The 20,368-nt window shown below is 65.9% G+C and carries 21 protein-coding genes; 3 read left to right on the top strand and 18 right to left on the bottom strand.

Annotated features, from left to right (window positions below; genetic code table 11):
* Positions 1-38: 38 nt before the first annotated feature.
* Together HCA61_RS26335 and HCA61_RS13280 are read right to left on the bottom strand one after the other, a co-directional pair.
* Positions 39-1,688 (bottom strand): AAA family ATPase, encoded by a 1,650-nt coding sequence (locus HCA61_RS26335; protein ID WP_240959262.1) that lies wholly within the window; start codon positions 1,686-1,688, stop codon positions 39-41.
* Positions 1,689-1,774: 86 nt separating this feature from the next.
* Positions 1,775-2,713, bottom strand: a complete 939-nt coding sequence (locus tag HCA61_RS13280; protein WP_169688658.1) for a tyrosine recombinase XerC — start codon at positions 2,711-2,713, stop codon at positions 1,775-1,777.
* Positions 2,714-2,800: 87 nt separating this feature from the next.
* Here HCA61_RS13280 and HCA61_RS13275 point away from each other — a divergent pair, with 87 nt between their 5' ends.
* Positions 2,801-3,964, top strand: a complete 1,164-nt coding sequence (locus HCA61_RS13275) for a multidrug effflux MFS transporter (protein WP_169688898.1) — start codon at positions 2,801-2,803, stop codon at positions 3,962-3,964.
* A 19-nt stretch (positions 3,965-3,983) separates the two neighbouring features.
* On the opposite strand, the gene HCA61_RS13270 is transcribed toward HCA61_RS13275, so the two are convergent.
* Complete coding sequence (locus HCA61_RS13270; protein WP_169688657.1) at positions 3,984-4,766, bottom strand: siderophore-interacting protein; 783 nt, start codon at positions 4,764-4,766, stop codon at positions 3,984-3,986.
* 96 nt (positions 4,767-4,862) lie between these two features.
* Between HCA61_RS13270 and HCA61_RS13265 the strand changes: the two genes are divergently transcribed.
* Entirely contained in the window at positions 4,863-5,165 is a 303-nt protein-coding gene (locus HCA61_RS13265) for a hypothetical protein (RefSeq protein ID WP_169688656.1), read from the top strand.
* Positions 5,166-5,210: 45 nt separating this feature from the next.
* Here HCA61_RS13265 and dprA read toward each other — a convergent pair whose 3' ends face one another.
* From dprA to HCA61_RS13220, 9 genes are all read right to left on the bottom strand, one after another.
* Positions 5,211-6,386: a DNA-processing protein DprA gene (gene dprA / locus HCA61_RS13260; RefSeq protein ID WP_346777560.1), complete on the bottom strand. Its 1,176-nt coding sequence runs from the start codon at positions 6,384-6,386 to the stop codon at positions 5,211-5,213.
* Complete coding sequence (locus HCA61_RS13255) at positions 6,383-7,891, bottom strand: YifB family Mg chelatase-like AAA ATPase (protein ID WP_169688655.1); 1,509 nt, start codon at positions 7,889-7,891, stop codon at positions 6,383-6,385. The genes dprA and HCA61_RS13255 overlap by 4 nt, the downstream gene beginning before the upstream one ends.
* Positions 7,891-8,247, bottom strand: coding sequence for a YraN family protein (locus tag HCA61_RS13250; protein WP_169688654.1), 357 nt, complete (start codon positions 8,245-8,247; stop codon positions 7,891-7,893). Before HCA61_RS13250 ends, HCA61_RS13255 begins: the two co-directional genes overlap by 1 nt.
* A gap of 172 nt (positions 8,248-8,419) precedes the next feature.
* A complete protein-coding gene (locus HCA61_RS13245; RefSeq protein ID WP_006550963.1) occupies positions 8,420-8,734 on the bottom strand; it encodes a DUF2469 domain-containing protein in 315 nt (104 codons plus the stop codon).
* A 37-nt stretch (positions 8,735-8,771) separates the two neighbouring features.
* Entirely contained in the window at positions 8,772-9,470 is a 699-nt protein-coding gene (locus HCA61_RS13240) for a ribonuclease HII (RefSeq protein ID WP_169688653.1), read from the bottom strand.
* Positions 9,467-10,324 (bottom strand): signal peptidase I, encoded by an 858-nt coding sequence (gene lepB / locus HCA61_RS13235; protein WP_169688652.1) that lies wholly within the window; start codon positions 10,322-10,324, stop codon positions 9,467-9,469. Before lepB ends, HCA61_RS13240 begins: the two co-directional genes overlap by 4 nt.
* A 173-nt stretch (positions 10,325-10,497) precedes the next feature.
* Positions 10,498-10,839 (bottom strand): 50S ribosomal protein L19, encoded by a 342-nt coding sequence (gene rplS / locus HCA61_RS13230; RefSeq protein WP_054715236.1) that lies wholly within the window; start codon positions 10,837-10,839, stop codon positions 10,498-10,500.
* Between the two features lie 83 nt (positions 10,840-10,922).
* Complete coding sequence (locus tag HCA61_RS13225) at positions 10,923-11,831, bottom strand: hypothetical protein (RefSeq protein ID WP_169688651.1); 909 nt, start codon at positions 11,829-11,831, stop codon at positions 10,923-10,925.
* A 120-nt stretch (positions 11,832-11,951) separates the two neighbouring features.
* Positions 11,952-14,327 (bottom strand): Tex family protein, encoded by a 2,376-nt coding sequence (locus tag HCA61_RS13220; RefSeq protein WP_169688650.1) that lies wholly within the window; start codon positions 14,325-14,327, stop codon positions 11,952-11,954.
* Positions 14,328-14,451: 124 nt separating this feature from the next.
* On the opposite strand from HCA61_RS13220, the gene HCA61_RS13215 reads away from it, so the two are divergent.
* A complete protein-coding gene (locus HCA61_RS13215; protein ID WP_169688649.1) occupies positions 14,452-15,411 on the top strand; it encodes a serine hydrolase in 960 nt (319 codons plus the stop codon).
* A 7-nt stretch (positions 15,412-15,418) separates the two neighbouring features.
* Here HCA61_RS13215 and trmD read toward each other — a convergent pair whose 3' ends face one another.
* The 6 genes from trmD to ffh form a co-directional block, all read right to left on the bottom strand.
* Positions 15,419-16,123, bottom strand: coding sequence for a tRNA (guanosine(37)-N1)-methyltransferase TrmD (gene trmD, locus HCA61_RS13210; protein WP_169688648.1), 705 nt, complete (start codon positions 16,121-16,123; stop codon positions 15,419-15,421).
* Positions 16,124-16,126: 3 nt separating this feature from the next.
* Entirely contained in the window at positions 16,127-16,741 is a 615-nt protein-coding gene (gene rimM, locus HCA61_RS13205) for a ribosome maturation factor RimM (RefSeq protein ID WP_169688647.1), read from the bottom strand.
* 9 nt (positions 16,742-16,750) lie between these two features.
* Positions 16,751-16,993, bottom strand: a complete 243-nt coding sequence (locus HCA61_RS13200) for an RNA-binding protein (protein ID WP_169688646.1) — start codon at positions 16,991-16,993, stop codon at positions 16,751-16,753.
* A complete protein-coding gene (gene rpsP / locus HCA61_RS13195) occupies positions 16,993-17,433 on the bottom strand; it encodes a 30S ribosomal protein S16 (RefSeq protein WP_169688645.1) in 441 nt (146 codons plus the stop codon). Before rpsP ends, HCA61_RS13200 begins: the two co-directional genes overlap by 1 nt.
* 171 nt (positions 17,434-17,604) lie before the next feature.
* Positions 17,605-18,708, bottom strand: coding sequence for an amidohydrolase family protein (locus HCA61_RS13190; RefSeq protein WP_169688644.1), 1,104 nt, complete (start codon positions 18,706-18,708; stop codon positions 17,605-17,607).
* A gap of 31 nt (positions 18,709-18,739) precedes the next feature.
* On the bottom strand, positions 18,740-20,311 hold the full coding sequence (gene ffh, locus HCA61_RS13185) for a signal recognition particle protein (RefSeq protein WP_169688643.1): 1,572 nt from the start codon (positions 20,309-20,311) through the stop codon (positions 18,740-18,742).
* Between the last annotated feature and the right edge of the window lie 57 nt (positions 20,312-20,368).

The raw sequence follows: 20,368 nt of genomic DNA, 5'->3' as shown, positions 1-20,368 counted from the left end.
ATCGGCGTGCCGTGATCACCACTACAGGCGTGCCGTGATCACCACTGCACGGCGTGCCGCCCCGTCAACCTCGGGAAGTCGTCCGCGACCATGGCCGCGAGTTCGGCGAACGCCCGCCTGGTCGTGGGCCTCAGCAGGTTCAGGTCGATCTCGGCGCCCTCCGCAAGGTGCTCGTCGAACGGCACAACCTGGACGGCCCGGCAACGAGCAAGGAAGTGCTCGGTCAGCGCATCGAGGTCGATACTGGAGTTCCCAGGCCGCGGTGAGCTGATCACTACGACCGTCCGATCGACGAGGTCGCTGTAGCCGTGATGCTCGAGCCAGTCCAGTGTGGCGGCGGCGCTGCGGGCACCATCGACAGCCGGCGACCCGACGAGCACGAGGGCATTTGCCAGGTCGAGCACGCCCCCCATCGCGGAATGCATGATCCCGGTTCCGCAGTCGGTGAGAATGATGTTGTAGTAGACCTGAAGAACATCGATGACTCGACGATAGTCGTCCTCGCTGAATGCCTCCGACACCGCCGGATCACGCTCGCTGGCAAGCACTTCGAGCCGACTCGGCGCTTGCGAAGTGTGGGCACGCACATCCGAATACCGTTCGATACGGTCCGCAACCGCGATCAGATCTCGCACTGTCGACTGCGTCTGTTCCGGTACGCGCTGCGCGAGGGTTCCGAAATCCGGGTTGGCGTCGACGGCGATCACGCAGTCACCACGCATCGAGGCGAAGGTCGAGCCCAGCCCGACTGTCGTCGTGGTCTTGCCCACGCCGCCCTTGAGTGAGAGCACCGCGATGCGGTAATCGCCGCTGATCGGCTGCCGGATACGTGCGACGAGATCGTCGTGATCCGCATCCTCCGAGGACATTCCGGGATCGAACAGTCCCCCGGTGAGCCGATGCACACCGCGCCGCCATCCTCTGCTGGGCGCGCGCCGGGAACGACGGACGAGCACCCCCGACGCAAGGTCGAGGTTCGACGGCTGATGGTCCGGCGCCGTCGTAACCCTCGGAACCTGGTCGCGCATGACGTCCACATCATGGGTTTCGACCGGCGCGGCGGGTTCATGAACCGGTGCGGGCACCTCGATCGGCTCCGTTGCCGGGCCACGCTCCGATCCGGGCAGAGGCACGACTTCGGACACAGGTTCAGGCACGGTTGCCGCCTCGGGACCAGGCACGGTTGCCGCCTCGGGATCCGGCACAGGCTCCGTGTCAGGCACAGGTTCCGGACAAGACTCGGGTGACGGTTCCAGATCAGGCGCGGGCTCAGGCAGACCTTCGGGTGCCTGCACAACCGCTACGGGCTCCGGTACAACCGCTACGGGCTCCGGCGCGACCGGCACATGCGGCTCCGGATCCCGTTCCAGCGGGATCATCGAAAACGGCACCGACGCGGGGGGCGTGATCGAGGCAGGTGTTGAAGCGATCGGCGGAGCACTTGCCGGAGCCGGCAGTACTGCAGCGCCGCCGACCGGCTGCGACGGGGCTGCCGACCGCGATGTCGCTGTGGTCGGGACCGAGTCCGCCCCCGACCCCGTGTGCGGCGCCGGTTCGGCAGTGCCATCTTTCCTCACGCGTGCAGCACTACGACGCAGCCCACGTCGCGGCGTGACCGGCGCGGACCGTGCCTCAGGTTCGTCCTGCAACCACGCAGGCAACGCATGGTCGGACTCGTTTCGTGCCATTTGGATCCCCCCGATATCCCCCACTATCGATCGGCTGGACGCTACCAAAACGTGTCGGGCTGCGTAGCCGCAGGCGCGGGCGCGGCTCAGGCGCGGGGGTGCGCCTGCTCGTGGACCGCACGCAGTCGCGCAACCGACACATGCGTGTACAGCTGAGTGGTCGCGAGACTCGAATGACCGAGTACTTCCTGGACGACGCGCAGATCGGCACCGCCTTCGAGCAGATGGGTTGCTGCGGTGTGCCGCAGTCCGTGTGGCGCGAGGTCAGGTACACCGGGAACGGCCCCGGCCGCCTCGTGCACCACCGTCCGCACCTGCCGTTGCCCGATGCGACCGCCTCGCTTCCCGAGGAGCAAGGCGGGTCCCGAGGTCGCGGTCGCCAAGGCCGGCCGCCCGACGGCTACCCACCGTTCGAGGGCATCCGCGGCAGGCAGTCCGTAGGGCACTGTCCTTTCCTTGTTGCCTTTACCAAGCACTCGCACAACGCGACGTTCCGCATCCACGTCGTCGAGGTCGAGCCCGCAGAGCTCGCCGACACGGATACCGGTCGCATACAGCAGTTCGACGATCACGCGGTCTCGCAGCGCAACCGGATGCTCTTCCCGAGCGCCGGACTCTGCAGCCTCCATGACTTCTGCTGCCTGCTCCGCATGTAGCACCGTGGGCAGTGTGCGGCGCGCGCCCGCTGAGGCGAGACGTGTTCCCGGGTCGTGCTCGGCGCGACCAGAGCGGACCAGCCAGGTGGTGAAAGTCCTCACCGATGAAGTGCGCCTCGCAACCGTACTGCGTGCAGCACCGGAGGCGACCTGTCTCGACAGCCACGCCCGCAGCGTCCCGAGGTCGATATCGGACACCCGCGCATCAGGGTTACCTGCTGCGAGATGCTGGAGGAACGAGCGCACGTCCGATGTATACGCGCGCACGGTGTGCGCCGACCGGTTCGACTGCAATGTCAGATGCTCAGCAAAATCGTCGACATGGACGGCAAGCGCAGGAGGCAGCGCCGAGGCCGGATCGTGGTCCATGGGCACCACCGTGCGCGGTGTTCTGGGTCCGTGCAAGTCAACGCGCCTCGTTAGAGTTCGTTCGTGAGTAAAACGATCTCTTTGCCGATGCTGTGCGCACTGGCGCTCCTGTCGGCCACAGCGCCGCTGGCGACGGATATGTACCTTCCCGGTCTGCCGATCATGTCCGAGAGTCTCGGCACCTCTACCGTGGGAATTCAGCTCACGTTGACGACATTCATGGCGGGCCTGGGTATCGGCCAGTTGATCACCGGTCCCCTCTCCGACGGGTGGGGCCGTCGTCGCCTGCTCATCATCGGCACGATCGCGCTCGCATCGAGTAGCGCTGCGTGTGCGCTGGCACCGACCGTCGAGGTCCTCATCGGGGCGCGTGCAGTCCAGGGCTTCAGTGGAGGCATCGGAATCGTGCTCGCCCGCGCGGTCATCGCAGATCGTACGAGTGGCCACGAATCTGCTCGCTTGTTCAGCTTCATGATGATCATCGGTGGTATCGCGCCCATCGCCGCGCCGATCATCGGTGGTGCGCTTCTCGACCCGATCGGCTGGCGAGGTATTTTCTGGGTTCTGACCGGAGCGTCGATCGCGATGCTCGCCGGGGTTCTCGTGTTCATTCCCGAAACACTGCCACCCGAAAAACGACACGGCGGCGGGTTCGCAGCGCTTGCGGGCAACTTCGGCTACGTGCTGGGTAACCACCGGTTCATCGGATATGCCGCATCCTTCGCGCTCGGCTTCGGCGCGATGTTCGCCTACATCTCCGCATCACCATTCGTCGTACAGAACATACTGGGAATGTCGGCGACGCAGTTCTCGCTGGTCTTCGCAGTGAACTCGGTGGGATTGGTGACCGCGAACATCATCAATACCCGGCTGATCGGCAGGTTCGAAGTGCGGGCGCTTCTGCTGTTCGGTGTGACCCTCATGCTGTCCGCCGGAACGCTGCTGTTGATCACGACAGCACTCTTCGGAGCTCACCGCTGGCTTCTTCTACCACTGCTGTTTGCCGTTGTGTTCAGCCTCGGATTCACGATGGGCAATTCCACAGCCCTCGGTCAGGGCCAAGTACCGTCGGCTGCAGGCACCGGCTCGGCAATCATGGGCGCGTCCCAGTTCGGCCTCGCCGCGATCGTCTCACCGCTGGTGGGGTTGGGCGGGGAGGACACGGCCGTTCCCATGGCAATCGCAATCGTCGCCTCGGCGGGGCTCGCGATGACCGCCCTGCTCACGCTCACCCGCGAGCCCCGCATGTGACCATTCGAATCGGAGTCGGTCAGCCGGCCTCGCTCTCCGAGAGCTCACGCTTCCAGGTGCGGAAGCCTTCCTCGGTCCTGCCGCGACGCCAGTATCCGGAAATCGACGCGCGCGCGGAGGGCACTCCCCGTTCCTTACGCAAATATGGACGGATGTGCTTCATGACGCTTTCCGCCTCACCATGCACGAACACCTGGATGTCACCATCCGGCCACGGTAGTTCCCGCACCGCGGAAACGAGCGGTGCGTTGCCGTCGATACGGTCCGGACCGGCATCGCCCGCCGCGACACCTCGATGAAGCCATGTCACGGTCACGCCGGCCGGTGCGATCAGATCGAGTTCGTCGGATTCCCCGGCCACCTCGATGAACACCGCTCCGGCAGCGTGCGCCGGAAGTGATTCGAGCGCTGTCGCGATCGCGGGAACTGCTGTCTCGTCGCCTGCCAGCAAGTGGAAGTCCGCCGCAGGATCAGGTAGGTAGCCCGCTCCGGGCCCCCGGAGCACGACCTCGGTCCCCGGCTTGACGGAGCGCGCCCACGGACCGGCGATCCCTTCGTCCCCGTGGACGACGAAGTCGACCCAGATCTCCTCGGCGGCCCGGTCCACACGGCGCACCGTGTAGGTGCGTACGACGGTCTCGTCTCCCGCAGGCAGCTCGATCTTCACGTAGCTGTCGGTTTCGGGACGCGGAGTGAAGTCGGCGAACCCGTCACCTCCGAACACCACTCGAACGAAGTGTTCGGACACGACCTCCGTGCGCAGCACTGTCAGGGTCGACGATTTCGGGGCCTTGGGCGCCACCGTACCTCCTTATTAGGGTTACCTATCCTCGACGACACTACTCGGTCCTCGACGTCAGGCGCAGCAACCCGATGCCGGCCGACTACGCTCGAGACCATGAGCACCAGCGCGTCCGACATCGCCACCTGGATGATCGACATCATCAACACCGAACGCCGGGTCGGCCAGGCCGACATGGTCGACGCCATCGAATCGAAGTTCGGCTCGGAGTGGATCTACGTGGGCGACAGCGGTCACCCGTCGGTCGACCGGACCGTCCTCAAGGAGTTCCGCAAGGCACACCGCGGCGCCGTCAAGTGGCATCGCGAAGACCTTGCCTGGTACGTCGATGACAAGCCGGAAGCCGGCGCGGACGACAAGCCGGAAACCGGCGCGGACGAGTCCTCGGCGGCGCAGTAGCCACCCAGCGCTCACTCGGTCGAGCCGGTTCCCGCCGACGAACCCTTATCTGCCCGCTACCCGCGACCACCCGTCCTCGTCACGCTCGACGAGTCCCTCCATCTCCAGCAAGGGCAACGCCGCGCGCACGCGGTCGACCGGAACACCCGCAGACTCCGCTACCGCGATCGGTTCGCACGTTCCCACCGCAGGCAATGCCTCGTAGACGAGTGCCAGATCTCCCGAGAGGCCGTCGAGCGCCCGAACGAACCGGGCATCCCGGTCGTCGCCGGCTTCGAGGAGTGGACCGCATTCCTCGACGACTTCCCGTGCATTGCCCACCAGCCGTGCTTCGCCCTCACGAATCATTCGGTGACATCCCTGCGACGCCGCCGAGGTGACCGGGCCCGGCACCGCCACCACCGGCCGGCCCAGCCGCCGAGCCCACGCCGCCGTGTTACGGGCGCCGCTGCGCCAGCCTGCCTCTGCGACCACGGTTCCCGCAGACAGCGCCGCGATGAGCCGGTTGCGCGCAAGGAACCGGTACCGCGCGGGCACGGTGCCGGGCGGGTATTCGCTGACCACCAAACCTGATTCGGAGATTCCTCGCAGGAGCTTCGCGTGCGCTGCAGGGTAGGCCCGGTCCACGCCGCACGCGAGTATCGCAACGGTCGTGCCTCCCACTCCAAGTGCAGCGCGATGTGCTGCGGCATCGATCCCGAAGGCCGCCCCGGATACCACCGTCCACCCGTCGACGGCGAGGTCGCCTGCGATCTCTGCTGTCACGTGCTCGCCGTAACCGCTCGCGGCGCGCGTGCCCACGATCCCGATCGCGCGCTCGACGAGCTCATCGAGCCGTCGTTGCCCCCATACCCACAGCGCGAGCGGCGGCCCCTCCGCATCGGTGGCAGTGTCCAGCTGGTCGAACCCGAGCATCTGCCATGCGGGCCACTCGTCATCGTCCGGAGTGACGAGCCGCCCCCCGGCCCGATTCAAGCGATCGAGGTCGGTTGCGGCCGTATCGAGATGAACGCGAGCCGCGAGTTTCGCGGTGAGTTCGGCACCGGCCGAACCTTCCCGCAGTGAGTGCGCAACCTCCACTACTCCATGCTCGGCGATCGCCGCGGAGACCATCCTCGAAGCACCGAGCGTGACCGTCGAGAGATATGCCCACGCGTGCCGTCTCTCGTCGCTGTTCGGTGTCGCGTCGACGGTCGTCCCGCTGGTGGTTCGACCGGTCACGCGGCACCTCGATCCCGGAAGTCGAGCGCGGCGGCCACGTGGATCTCGCTGGGCCGGGAAGCTCCTTCCAAGTCGCAAAGGGTCCAGGCAACTCTCAATGCCCGGTCGGCCCCTCGTGCCGTGATCGCACCCTTACGCAGCGCCCATTCCACCGGCTTGACCACCGTGGCAGGCAACCGGAATTTCTGGCGAAGGGCCGGCCCCGGAACCTCCGCGTTCGTCGCCCACCCGAAGTCGTTCCACCGCTCCGCCGCAGCGGCACGCGCGGTCGCGACTCGGGTTCGTACATCGTCGGTGCTCTCCCCTGCCTCGCCCATCAGCGCACTCGTCGCGACCGATTGCATCCTCACCCGCAAGTCGACACGGTCGAGCAAGGGTCCCGACAGCCGTCCCAGATATCGGCGCCGCGCTGTGGGCACGCACACGCAATCGGCGTCGCGCGCCGGCGCGCACGGGCAGGGATTTGCTGCCAGCACCAGTTGGAATCGGGCGGGATATCGGGCGACGCCGTCTCGGCGTGCAATCCGAACCTCTCCGTCCTCGAGAGGTGTTCGCAATGCTTCGAGAGTCTTCGTTCCCATCTCTGCCACCTCGTCGAGGAACAACACTCCGCGGTGCGCGCGACTGACCGCTCCCGGGGTGGCCAGGCCCGTGCCACCACCGATGAGCGAAGCCACCGTCGCGGTGTGATGGGGAGCGATGAACGGCGGTTCTGTGACAAGGGGCCGATCCGCCGTGAGGGTGCCTGCCACCGAATGAACCGCGGTCACTTCGAGTGCGTGAGTTTCGTTCAGTTCGGGGAGGATTCCGGGAAGGCGCTGGGCCAGCATCGTCTTCCCGATGCCCGGTGGACCGGTGAGCATGAGGTGGTGGGCGCCCGCGGCAGCGACCTCGATCGCGCGGCGAGCCTCGTGCTGCCCGACGACTTCGCTGAGGTCGGCGCGGAGCGTTCGTGCGGGCGCCGCCCGCGGGTCGGGGCGTTCGAGCGGTCCGTCACCCTGTAGCCACAACACCACGTCGCGCAGACTGTCGGCGCCGTACACATCGATCCCCGCGACGAGTGACGCCTCGGTCATCATCGCGGTGGGAACCACTACTCGCGACCATCCGTAGTTGTTCGCCGTGACGACGGCTGGAAGTACTCCACGGATCGGTCGCAACCGGCCGTCGAGCGCAAGCTCGCCCAGCAGAATCGTTTTCGTCATCGGTTCGAGCGGTACGACATCGGCTGCGTTGAGCACCGCGCATGCGAGAGCCAGATCGTAGACACTGCCCATTTTGGGCAGTGTCGCAGGTGACAGCGCGAGTACCACCTTCGAGTCCGGCCATTTCCCACCGGAGTTGGACACCGCTGCGCGCACTCGGTCACGCGATTCCTGCAGCGCAGTATCGGGCAACCCGACCATCTTCACACCCGGCAATCCGCCACCGATGTCGGCCTCGATCTCGACCACGTGTCCGTCGATACCTGCCACGGCCACCGACCATGCCTTCCCCAGCGCCATCAGAACACCTGCTTACGGTGGGTGATTTCGGGGGCTTTCCCGCGAATCAGCACGACCGTCACGATGTCGATGCGGATGCGATCCCATCGCCGGTCCTGGTCGGCGAGCCACAAACCGGCCAGCCTCCGCAACCGCTCCGCCTTGACGCGCGTGACGGCCTCGGCCGGCGTACCGTACCCGAACCCGGTTCGGGTTTTCACCTCGACGAACACGAGGACCGCGCCGTCCTGCGCGATCAGGTCCAACTCGCCGTACCGGCACCGCCAGTTCCGTTCGAGAACCACCATTCCAGTGGACTCGAGGTGTTCTGCGGCAAGGTCCTCGCCGCGGATCCCCACATCTTGATTTCGTCCCATCCCTATCGCTCCTCCCTGCGTGCACACACTGTGCAGCAGCGAGATCGGGTGAGCGGACCGTCTCAGGCCCGATAGGGGAAATCTGTGGAGGAAACGACCGGTTGGGGACAACCGCCGAGGCATTGCCCGTCGTACGGCAACCCTGTCCGAGTTGTTTGTTACGGTGCGGGGCTCACCCCAGCTTGTCGGGCAGACGAAGTTCGGGTTTGTCGAGCTCTTCGATGTTGACGTCCTTGAAGGTGATCACCCGGACATGCTTGACGAACCGGGCGGGACGGTACATGTCCCACACCCACGCATCCGACATCCGAACTTCGAAATACACCTCGCCGTTGGCGTTGTGGGGCAGCAGTTCGACGGCGTTGGCAAGATAGAAGCGCCGCTCGGTTTCGACGACGTAGGCGAACTGACCGACGATGTCGCGGTACTCCCGGTAAAGCGAGAGTTCCATCTCGGTTTCGTACTTCTCGAGATCCTCGGCGCTCATCGGTCTCGGTGTCCTCCCACTCTGGTGTGTCCTGCCATCATCTCGCATCCGCTCCGGCTCCGACGAGCCGGCGTCGGAACGGTGCTTCGCCGCATGCTGCGGCCACGTTCGCCCATGATCTCCGATGCTCGGGTGACGGGCCGAGCTCGCGCAGTGCCGCCATGTGCACAGCCGTGCTGTAGCCCTTGTGTATCGCGAAACCGTACCCCGGATACGTTCGATCCAACTCGACCATGATCCGGTCGCGAGTCACCTTCGCAAGGACACTCGCCGCCGCGATGCATGACGCGGCGCCGTCCCCGCCGATCACCGGCAACGACGGCGCAGGCAGGCCCGGAACCCGGAAGCCGTCGGTGAGGACGTATCCCGGCGCGACCGGCAGACCCGCGACAGCGCGTCTCATCCCCTCGATGTTGGCCACGTGGATTCCGATGGCGTCGACCTCGTCGGCGGGCACCTCCACCACGCTCCACGCGCGCGCGCGGCGCACGATCGCGTCGTAGAGTTCCTCACGGGTCTTCTCGGTCAGTTTCTTCGAATCGTCCAGGCGATCCAGCGACGGGTGTGGTTTCGGCTCCAGGATGCAGGCGGCGATGACCAGCGGGCCTGCACACGGTCCACGGCCTGCTTCGTCGACACCGGCGACCGGGCCGAGCCCGCATCGCAGCAGCGTCGATTCCATCGTCCGTAGACCCGATGATCGACGGATCACCGGGCGCGGGGGCCAGGTACTCACGAAGGCATGATCTCCGGGGAATCGATGAGGCCCCATCGGCCGGGGGGCAGCACGATGAAGCGCGCCTTTCCGATGACATTCTCCAACGGAATGGACCCTTGATGCTCGTCACCGACGTGATAGCGGGAGTCCGCGGAATTGCTTCGGTTGTCGCCCATCACCCACACATGGCCCTCGGGCACCGTGACAGGACCGAAGCAGCGTCCGGACGGCACTTCGGTGTCGCACGTGACGACACCGGGTGTGAACGGGTAGTCCATCTTCACGTACGGTTCGTCGATCGGTTGTCCGTCGACGAGAATGCGGCCCTGGTCATCGCAGCACTCGACGGTCTGTCCGCCCACCGCGATCACGCGCTTGACGAGGTCGTTCTCGTCCGGCGGGACCAACCCGACGAGCGAGCCCACTTCCTGGAGTCCGCGTATGACCGTGTTGTCGGAGCGCGTCGAGGTGTAACCCTCGGACCACGAATCGGGTCCCTTGAACACGATGACGTCTCCGGGACGCGGATCACCGAATCGGTAACCGATCTTCTCGACGACGATGCGGTCGCCGGTGCACCCGGGGCAACCGTGCAGCGTCGGTTCCATCGATTCGGACGGGATCAGGTACACGCGGGCAACGAAGGTCTGGAGGAGGAAACTCAGCGCGAGCGCGACGACGATCAGGATCGGTAGTTCACGCCAGAACGATTTCTGCTTCTTCGTGTTCTTCTCGGTTCCGCGGTCGTCGCTCGAGTCGTCCGGTTCCTCCCTTCTGTGGTGGGCACCGCGCGTCCGGTTGTGTGCCGAGAGTCGGTCGTCGCCAAATCGGTTCGCGTCCGGCCCGGCCGGTTCGTGCGGTGAATCTGCCACCGGACAAGACTAGCGTCTACCCGAATCTCGTACCTGCAGCCACTGCTCGGCGGTCGATGAGTCGCACATGCTCACGGCAGTCCGACGAGGCGGCATTCGAACAGATACGACCGAGCCCGGCCCGGAAGTGAATCCGGGCCGGGCTCGTAAGGTATGCCGTCAAGCAGCGACGATCAGCGCTTTTCCTTGATCTTCGCAGCCTTGCCGCGCAGCTCGCGCAGGTAGTACAGCTTCGCGCGACGGACGTCGCCGCGGGTGAGGACGTCGATCTTCGCGAGGTTCGGGCTGTGCACCGGGAAGGTGCGCTCGACACCGACACCGAACGAGATCTTGCGGACGGTGAAGGTCTCGCGGATGCCGCCGCCCTGGCGACGAATCACGACGCCCTTGAAGACCTGCACACGCTCCTTCGAGCCCTCGATAACCTTGACGTGCACGTCGAGCGTGTCGCCGGGGCGGAAGTTCGGAATGTCGTCGCGCAGCGACTTGGCGTCCAGAAAGTCCAGGGTGTTCATCGGTGTTCTATCCTCTTGTTCGCTCGAGCAGAGGAACCTGGCGGCGACCGCCGTGAGGCGGGCTCGACCGGTTCGTGCCCAGATCAGGTAGGCGTGCCCGAACGGGGCAACCTGTCTATAGTGCCAGACTCCACCTGGTTGGGTGAAATCCCGGGTGCCCGGGCCGGGTGCACGGTCCTGTCGAGAACGGCCTCGGCCGCGATTCGTGAATGCTCGACGCTGCCGAGCACCGCTTCGAAAGTCGGGGCACCCGCAACGAGGTCCTGCACGAAGATCTTCGCTCGGATCACCGGTCTGCGGAATCTCCGCTCACGCGCGATCGCGCGAGACATCTTCCGTGTCTTGCCCTGGTAGCGCCAGCGGGCCCAGGGTGCCCCCGGCCGCGAGAGGCGTACCGCGCCGACCCAGAGCAACGGAACGATGAACAGTCCGACCAGACCGGTCCAGATCTTGCCCTTGGCCAGCACCACGCCGGCGAGCAGCAGATTCAGGAGCACCAATACCACCAGAACGAATCGGCTCGCCCAGTCTCCGCGATCGTCGAAAGTGGTGAGGTCGACGAGATCGAGGGGTTGCAGACCGAGCAGAAGCATCCCGGTCACAGCGATGGCGACGAACACGGCGTCGACGGAGACACGTCCTTCTTCCTCCCAATACACGTCGTGGAGATAGAAGATGAGCGCGAACTCGTCGAGCGTCAGGGCCGCTCCCACCCCGAACAGCGCGGCGAAAATGGCGATGACGGTCCTGGAGCCCACCTCGTACACCGAGATGAGACCGCCACCCGCGATGACCATCGTGATCACCCCGAACACCATGTGGTGAACGTGAAGTCCCCCTGGCGTGATGTTGCCGGGCCACCACCGCACCTTCGCCCGGATCATCCGCACGCTGATGCGGATGAACACGAATGCGACGACGAAACCCAGCAGGAAGCACAGCAGTGGCAATCGCCCCTGATCGATGATCTCGGTTCGGAGCAAGTTCATCATCGCGGCACCGACGCCCTCGTTTCGGCGACCCAGAAGTCTTCCGGCCGTGAAACCCGCACGGCTTTCAGCATCCCAGGCGCCGGTCGATCGCGGCGCGATACGACCGGCACGCGGGAACGGCTACTTGCCGAATCCTGCCCGACGAAGAGCGTCGGCCATCGATCCGGATGCAGGTGCGGTGTCGGGACGCCGGCTCTGCCTGCCACCACCTTGCTTGGCGCCCCGCTGTCCACGGCCACGGCTGCCGCCCTGTCCGCGACCGCTGCTCTGCTGACCGCGGGGAGCGGGCCGAGGTCCACCTTGGCGGCCACCGCGCGCGGCACCGCCGTCACTGTCGGATCCTGACGGGATCTCGTCGTCGAGGCGCAAGGTGAGACTGATGCGCTGTCGCGGAACGTCGACGTCTAGCACCTTGACCTTGACGACCTCACCCGACTTCACCACATCGTGCGGATCCTGGACGAAGCTCTTCGACATCGCCGAGACGTGCACGAGTCCGTCCTGGTGAACCCCGACGTCGACGAACGCGCCGAAGGCGGCGACGTTGGTGACGACTCCCTCGAGCACCATGCCCGGAGTCAGGTCTCCGACCTTCTCGATTCCTGCGGCGAACGTGGCGGTCTTGAACTCGGGACGCGGATCGCGACCCGGCTTCTCGAGTTCCCTGATGATGTCGGTGACGGTCGGCAGACCGAACTTGTCGTCGACGAAGTCCTCCGGCCGCAGTTCTGCGAGGAGAGCAGAACTGCCGATCAGTTCGAGGACGCCGGTGCCGCTCCGGTCGACGATCCGCCGGACCACCGGGTAGGCCTCGGGGTGCACTGCGGACGCGTCGAGCGGGTCGTCGCCGCCTGGGATGCGAAGGAAGCCCGCACATTGTTCGAAGGCCTTCGGGCCGAGTCGCGCGACGTCCTTGAGCGCCTTACGCGTGCGGAACGGGCCGTTCTGATCGCGGTGGGTGACGATGCTCTCGGCAAGTGATCCGGTGATGCCCGAGACTCGGGACAACAACGGGACCGAAGCGGTGTTGACGTCGACTCCCACGGCGTTCACCGCGTCTTCGACGACCGCACCGAGCGACCGGGCGAGCATCGTCTCGGACACGTCGTGCTGATACTGGCCCACGCCGATCGACTTGGGGTCGATCTTGACGAGTTCGGCGAGCGGATCCTGCAGGCGCCGCGCGATCGAGACCGCACCGCGGATCGACACATCCAGGTCGGGCAATTCCTGCGAGGCGTATGCGGAGGCCGAATACACCGACGCGCCGGCTTCCGACACCACGATCTTGGTCACGTTGGTGAAGCCGGACTTGGCGATCAACTCCGAGGCGAGGGCGTCGGTCTCGCGGGAGGCGGTGCCGTTGCCGATGGCGATGAGTTCGACACCGTGCTTCGCCACCAGAGCTGCAAGAGTCGCGAGCGCCTGGTCGTGCTTGTTGTGCGGCTGGTGCGGATAGATCGTCGTGTGGTCGACGACCTTGCCCGTCGCGTCGACAACGGCGACCTTGGTGCCGGTGCGGAAGCCGGGGTCGAGGCCCATCGTGGGGCGTGTTCCGGCCGGCGCTGCAAGCAAGAGGTCGCGAAGGTTCGCAGCGAACACGTCGACGGCGTCGCTTTCGGCGGATTGCTTGAGTCGCATCCGCACGTCGATACCCATCGACACCTGCAAACGGGTGCGCCACGCCCAGCGCACGGTGTCGAGCAGCCAGCGATCGGCGGCGCGTCCTCGGTCGGCGATTCCGAAGCGACCGGCGATCCGGCCTTCGTAGTACGACGGCGCCCCGGGCTCCTGCTCTTCGAGTTCGGGTTCCAGCGACAGACTGAGCACTTCTTCCTTCTCGCCGCGCAGCGCCGCGAGGATACGGTGCGAGGGCAGGTCGGCGAACGGCTCGGAGAATTCGAAGTAGTCGGCGAACTTCGCGCCTTCGGTTTCCTTGCCCGGCCGCACCGCGGATTTCAGTCCACCGCGTTGCCACATGGCTTCACGTAGCTCACCGACGAGGTCGGCGTCTTCGGCAAATCGTTCGACGAGGATCGCCCGGGCACCATCGAGTTGCTCGGCGCTGTACTGCGCGGGATCGGTGGTCGGATCGCCGATGAGTGCGTCGGCCACGGGCTCGTGTCCGGCCTCGCGGGCGATCTGAGCTTTCGTCCGGCGTTTGGGCTTGTAGGGCAGGTAGATATCTTCGAGGCGGGCCTTCGTCTCGGCAAGCATGATCTGTCCGCGGAGTTCGTCGTCGAGTTTGCCCTGCTCTTCGATCGATTCGAGAATCGCAGCGCGGCGTTCGTCGAGTTCGCGCAGGTACCTCAAGCGTTCTTCGAGGGTGCGGAGTTGGGCGTCGTCGAGCCCCCCGGTGACCTCCTTGCGGTAGCGAGCGACGAACGGCACGGTCGAGCCGCCGTCGAGCAGTTCCACCGCCGCAGCCACCTGGTTCTCGCGGACGTCGAGTTCGTCGGCGATGCGCCGGTTCACGGTGTCGAGTTGGGTCGTCACGACGATCGACCCTACCTTTATCCTTTCGTGTGGTCCCCGTGGCGCCACGAGCACCTGCTCGGCGGACACCGAACTTCGACTATCGGCGCGCTGCGCGTCGCACAATGGAATACAGGAGCATGCAATGACCCGGGATCGGTTCCGGTCGGGCTTGGCGTTGCTGGTCGTAGCAGCAACGTTGTCGGCGTGCGGCACGCCCCTGAACGGGTTGACTGCCCCAGGGTCCGAGGTGTCCGCTGCGGGCCTGCATGTAGCGGCCGGCGCCAGTACCGACATCACGACTCCGATCAGGATGGACGGGCTCGCAGACCGCATCGACACGGCGACACGACTCGCAGCCGGACGTGGCGCTGAGGTCACGGTAGCCGTCTTGGACCGCGATACAGGTGCGCGAACGGTCGGCGGCGTCGACGAGCCCATCGAGACTGCCTCGGTGGTCAAACTGTTCATCGCCGACGACCTGCTGTTCCGGGAAGGAATCGGCGAGATCCTGCTGACCGACGACCACTACGACCTGATCCGCGCCATGCTCACCCGGTCGGATGATTCGGCTGCGTCTCTGTTGTGGGATGCATTCGGCGGTCCCGAGATCGTCGCTCGTGTCGTCGAGCGGCACGCCCTCCGAGGAACGGTCGCCCCTGTCGACTTCTGGTGGAACACCCTCACCACCGCATCGGACATCTTGACCTGGTACGACCATCTGCTCGGCAGCACGGACGGATTCGACGAACCTGCCGGTGCCCGGATCATCGGGTATCTGCTCGAGTGGGAGCCCACTGGAGCAGATGGTTACGATCAGCAGTTCGGTCTGTCCGCTGGACTCCCGGACACGGTGGATCTCGGCTCCAAGGCGGGGTGGATGTGTTGCCTCGGATCACAGTGGATTCACTTGTCGACCGGATTCTTCGGCGACGACCACCGGTATGTGGTCGCCGTGTTGTCGCGGGAGACAGTGACCTACGAAGACCCCGAGTACGACGGCACGTTCCTTCCCGACACCTCGATGTACGACGCATCCGACGACGAGAGCGCCCGGCATGCACGCGACACGTTGACGATGGTGGTGGAGACCGTCTTCGGCTGATCCGGGCTCAGTCGCCGGTGAGCAGATCGGGACGTCGCTCGCGTGTCCGGGCCAACGACTGTTCGCGGCGCCACTGTGCGACCTTGCTGTGGTCTCCGGAGAGCAGGACCGGGGGAACTTCGAGGCCACGCCAGGACGCGGGCCGCGTGTAGCTGGGGCCTTCGAGCAACCCGTCGGAGAACGAATCCTCCTGGTGCGACTGTTGATTGCCGAGTACGCCGGGAAGCAGGCGTACGACTGCCTCGACCATGACCAGTACGGCGACCTCGCCGCCGATCAGTACGTAGTCGCCGATGCTGACTTCCTCGACGCGGACGCGTTTCGCAGCGTCGTCGAATACTCGTTGGTCGATGCCCTCGTAGCGACCGCACGCGAAGACGATGCGTTTCTCGGTCGACCACCGTTGTGCGGTGGCCTGGTCGAACGGCCTGCCCGCGGGTGTGGGGACGACGAGCAGCACATCCGAGTCGGTTTCGCTCTCGTCGACATCGAGGACGTCGTCGAGAGCGGGGCCCCAGACGGTGGGTTTCATGACCATGCCCGGTCCGCCACCGTAGGGCGAATCGTCGACGGCCTTGTGAACGTCGTGGGTCCAGTCACGCAGGTTGTGCACGCCGACCGAGATCAGACCCTTGTCGATCGCCTTGCCGAGCAGTGCCGCGCGTAGTGGTTCGAGATATTCCGGAAAGATGGTGACCACGTCGAGCCGCACAGGCTACTCGTTTTCCTCGGTTGTCCGGCGCAGCTTCGTTTCCCGCTGCTTCTTCGCCTTGGTAGGCGGTTCACCGAAATCGGGATCGAGCAGGCCGCCGGGTGGGTCGATCTCGATCATGCTGTCGGCGACCGACACCGTCGGAACGATCTCGGTGACGAACGGGATGAGGATCTCCCGGCTCGAATCGTCGGCGGGCCGGATTGCCAGAAGTTCGCCCGCGGCGGTGTGCAGGACCTCACGTACGGTGCCGATCTCGGTACCGCCATCGGGGCGGCCCGCCACGATCCGCACCGGCAAACCTTCGAGTTCGTGATCGTAGAACTCGTCGGGGTCGGAAGAGGGCGACAGATCGTCGCTGTCGACGACGAACAGGATGCCCCGCATCGCATCTGAACCGGTGCGGTCGGCTACCCCGGTGAGACGCAGCAGAAGCCGCCCGGAATGCTCCCGGGCGGCTTCCACCGTGTAGTTGTGCAGCTTCTGCTCGCGGGGTTTGCGGCCACGCAGGACCGCACCTACGGCGAAGCGCTCGTCGGGTTCGTCGGTACGGACCTCCACGACCACTTCACCTTTGATGCCGTGCGACTTGACGACACGGCCGACCACGAGCTCCACCGACGCGCCCTAACGGTCGGTGTCGACGACGTCGACGCGGATGCCTCGGCCACCGATTCCGGTGACGAGGGTCCGCAGCGCCGTCGCGGTGCGGCCACCGCGACCGATCACCTTGCCGAGATCGTCAGGATTGACGTGAACCTCGACGGTGCGGCCACGGCGACCGGTGATGAGATCGACGCGCACATCATCGGGGTGCGAGACGATGCCTCGGACGAGATGCTCGACCGCATCGGCCACCACGGCGCTCATTACTCGGCGGCCTCGGTGGACTCAGCAGCAGCCTCGGTGGCCTCTTCCTTGGCGGCCTTCTTCTTCTTGGGGGTGATCGCCTCGGCAGCCGGCTCGTTCTCGGCCTGCGCGAGTGCGGCCTGGAACAGTTCGAGCTTGGTCGGCTTGGGCTCTGCCTTGCGCAGGGTGCCCTCGGTGCCCGGCAGGCCCTTGAACTTCTGCCAGTCACCGGTGATCTTGAGAAGGTTGAGAACGGGCTCGGTGGGCTGTGCACCGACGCTCAGCCAGTACTGCGCGCGCTCCGAGTCGATCTCGATGATCGACGGATCTTCCTTCGGCTGGTACAGGCCGATGGTCTCGATAGCACGGCCGTTGCGGCGGGTACGCGAGTCGGCGACGACAACGCGGTACTGCGGGTTGCGGATCTTGCCGAGACGGGTGAGCTTGATCTTGACAGACACTGCTGTGTTCTCCTTCGCGCGCAGAGCGCGCATGTCACGTGCAATTCGGACGGCGCGCCCGATTGGCACGCCCGGTTTTGCCTCTAACCTGTGACCGTCGCGCGGTACGGAACCGGATGCGACGACAGCGGTCCATTCTGCCAGACGTGGGAACCGGACCGGAAATCGACCTCAACAGGAGGCCATGGCAACGGCGCCGCGCAGAACTACCAGGTCGGGGCGGGCAGATCCCGGATCGGTGCGGGGGTCGTCCGCGTAGACGATCAGGTCGGCCGATGTCCCCGGCTCGAGACTCGGATGTCCGAGCCAGGCGCGGGCCGCCCAGCTCGCTGCCGCGAAGGCCTCGTTCGCGTCGAGTCCGACCTTGCCGAGCGCGGCGATCTCATCGGCGATCCGCCCGTGCTGCACCTGTCCGCCCGCGTCGGTGCCCGCGTAGATCGGAACGCCGGCATCGTGGGCGGCGCCGATCGTGTCGGCGACACGCGCATGGAGGTCCCGCATGTGCGCGGCGTACACGGGGAAGCGTGTGGCCGAGTCGGCGATGCCGGGGAAGTTCTCGATGTTGACCAGGGTCGGGACCAACGCTGTGCCGTTCGCCGCCATCGTCGCGATCGTCTCGTCGGTCAGGCCGGTGCCGTGTTCGATGCAGTCGATGCCTGCGGCGAGCAGGCCGGGCAACGCGTCCTCACCGAACACATGTGCTGTGACGCGGGCACCCACGCGATGTGCCGCGGCGATCGCTTCGACGAGGATCGCGTCGCTCCACAGCGGGGCCAGATCGCCGGCATCCCGGTCGATCCAGTCGCCGATGAGCTTGACCCAGCCGTCGCCTGCGCGGGCCTGCCGCACGACCTCGTCAGGAAGTTGCGATTCGTCCTCGAGGTCGACCGGCAGACCACGGATGTAGCGCTTCGGAAGGGCGATGTGCCGTCCGGCGCGGATGATCCTGGGCAGATCGGGCCGGGCGTCGAATGCGCGGGTGTCGGCCGGGGATCCGGCGTCGCGCAGAAGTAGGACGCCCGCGTCGCGTTCGATGACGGCCTGCGCGAGAGCACCCGCTTCGTCTTCGACTCCTCCACCGAACCGGATCCCGACGTGACAATGCGCGTCGACCAGACCCGGCAGCACCCACCCTCCGGTCGACAGCACCTGTGCTCCGGGAATGGGCTCACGGGCGAATTCGCCGTCTGCACCGATCCACAATTCGACGGGTTCACTGTCCGGCAGGGATCTGCCGCGCACGACGAACGGGCCTCCAGCACCGACCCCGACCACGACCGGGCCTCCTGATTCTCGCGACTGCGCTCTAGTTCTTGGGGAACTTCAACTTCGACAGATCGAAGCCCTCGAGACCCGGAGGGAGTTCGTCGAGGCCCTTCGGCATGTTGGACAGGTCGGGCATGCCCGCGCCGAGCCCGGGGAACCCGGCGGGCATGCCGCCGGGGAAACCGCCCCGCACCTTCGGCGGCGTAGGGCCGCGACCGCCCTTCTTCCCCTTCTTGCCCTTCTTCGAGCGCTGGTTACGCCGAGCTCCGGGCATTCCCATCTGGCCGGCCATCGCGGACATCATCTTCCGTGCTTCGAAGAAGCGATCCACGAGCTGGTTGACGTCGGAGACCTTCACACCCGAGCCGTTGGCGATACGCAGCCGCCGGGAGCCGTTGATGATCTTCGGGTTGGCACGCTCCGCCGGGGTCATGCCGCGGATGATCGCCTGGATCCGGTCGAGTTGTTTCTCGTCGACGCCCGCGAGCGCATCCTTCATCTGGCCCGCGCCTGGCAGCATGCCGAGCAGGTTGGCAATGGGTCCCATCTTGCGCACGGCCATCATCTGCTCGAGGAAATCTTCGAGAGTGAGCTCGCCGCTGCCGATCTTGGCTGCGGTCGCTTCGGCCTGCGTGGCGTCGAAGTGCTGCTCGGCCTGCTCGATGAGGGTGAGCACATCGCCCATTCCGAGGATGCGGCTGGCCATGCGTTCAGGGTGGAAGACATCGAAGTCCTCGAGCTTCTCACCGGTGGACGCGAACAGGATCGGCTGACCGGTCAGTTCGCGGACGCTGAGCGCGGCACCACCACGTGCGTCGCCGTCGAGCTTGGTGAGCACGACGCCGGTGAAACCGACTCCCTCGCGGAATGCCTCGGCGGTGCTCACGGCGTCCTGACCGATCATCGCGTCGAGGACGAACAGGGTCTCGTCGGGTTGGACGGCGTCGCGGATGCCTGCGGCCTGCGCCATCAACTCCTGATCGATACCGAGGCGACCCGCGGTATCGACGACGACCACGTCGTACTGTTTGCTCTTGGCTTCCGCGATGCCCTGCTGCGCGACCGCGACCGGGTCTGCGGCCGTGACGCCGAGTTCGTTCTCGCCACCACCGATCGACGTTCCGGGATGCGGTGCGAACACCGACACACCGGCACGTTCACCGACGACCTGCAGCTGCGTGACCGCACCCGGCCGCTGGAGGTCGCACGCGACCAGCATCGGTGTGTGTCCCTGATCCTTGAGCCATTTGGCAAGCTTGCCTGCGAGTGTGGTCTTACCCGCACCCTGCAGGCCTGCCAGCATGATGACGGTCGGAGCGGTCTTCGCGAACTGGAGCCGACGGGTCTCGCCGCCGAGGATCCCCACCAACTCGTCGTTGACGATCTTGACGACCTGCTGAGCCGGATTCAGCGCGCCGTGAACCTCGGCGCCCTTCGCCCGTTCCTTGATCTTCTTGATGAACGAGCGCACGACGGGCAGCGCCACGTCGGCATCGAGGAGGGCCAGGCGGATCTCGCGGCACGTCGCGTCGATGTCGGCGTCGGACAGGCGCCCCTTGCCGCGCAGGTCCTTGAGGACCCCTGTCAACCTGTCGGAAAGGGATTCGAACACCGAATGCGCTCCTGCGGTCTGACGAGAATACGGACAATACTGCGTTCCAGGGTAGCC

It is taken from the genome of Rhodococcus sp. HNM0563 (assembly GCF_012726195.1).
GTDB lineage: Bacteria > Actinomycetota > Actinomycetes > Mycobacteriales > Mycobacteriaceae > Rhodococcus.
The sequence above is the reverse complement of the archived record's forward strand: the minus strand, read 5'-3'. Positions and strand labels throughout refer to the sequence as shown.

Bases quoted from the DNA above. Each gene is read 5' to 3' on its own strand.
- HCA61_RS26335 (WP_240959262.1), bottom strand. From the start codon at position 1,688: ATGGCACGAAACGAGTCCGACCATGCGTTGCCTGCGTGGTTGCAGGAC.
- HCA61_RS13280 (WP_169688658.1), bottom strand. From the start codon at position 2,713: ATGGACCACGATCCGGCCTCGGCGCTGCCTCCTGCGCTTGCCGTCCAT.
- HCA61_RS13275 (WP_169688898.1), top strand. From the start codon at position 2,801: ATGCTGTGCGCACTGGCGCTCCTGTCGGCCACAGCGCCGCTGGCGACG.
- HCA61_RS13265 (WP_169688656.1), top strand. From the start codon at position 4,863: ATGAGCACCAGCGCGTCCGACATCGCCACCTGGATGATCGACATCATC.
- HCA61_RS13255 (WP_169688655.1), bottom strand. From the start codon at position 7,891: ATGGCGCTGGGGAAGGCATGGTCGGTGGCCGTGGCAGGTATCGACGGA.
- HCA61_RS13250 (WP_169688654.1), bottom strand. From the start codon at position 8,247: ATGGGACGAAATCAAGATGTGGGGATCCGCGGCGAGGACCTTGCCGCA.
- HCA61_RS13245 (WP_006550963.1), bottom strand. From the start codon at position 8,734: ATGAGCGCCGAGGATCTCGAGAAGTACGAAACCGAGATGGAACTCTCG.
- rplS (WP_054715236.1), bottom strand. From the start codon at position 10,839: ATGAACACCCTGGACTTTCTGGACGCCAAGTCGCTGCGCGACGACATT.
- HCA61_RS13225 (WP_169688651.1), bottom strand. From the start codon at position 11,831: ATGATGAACTTGCTCCGAACCGAGATCATCGATCAGGGGCGATTGCCA.
- HCA61_RS13215 (WP_169688649.1), top strand. From the start codon at position 14,452: ATGACCCGGGATCGGTTCCGGTCGGGCTTGGCGTTGCTGGTCGTAGCA.
- HCA61_RS13200 (WP_169688646.1), bottom strand. From the start codon at position 16,993: ATGAGCGCCGTGGTGGCCGATGCGGTCGAGCATCTCGTCCGAGGCATC.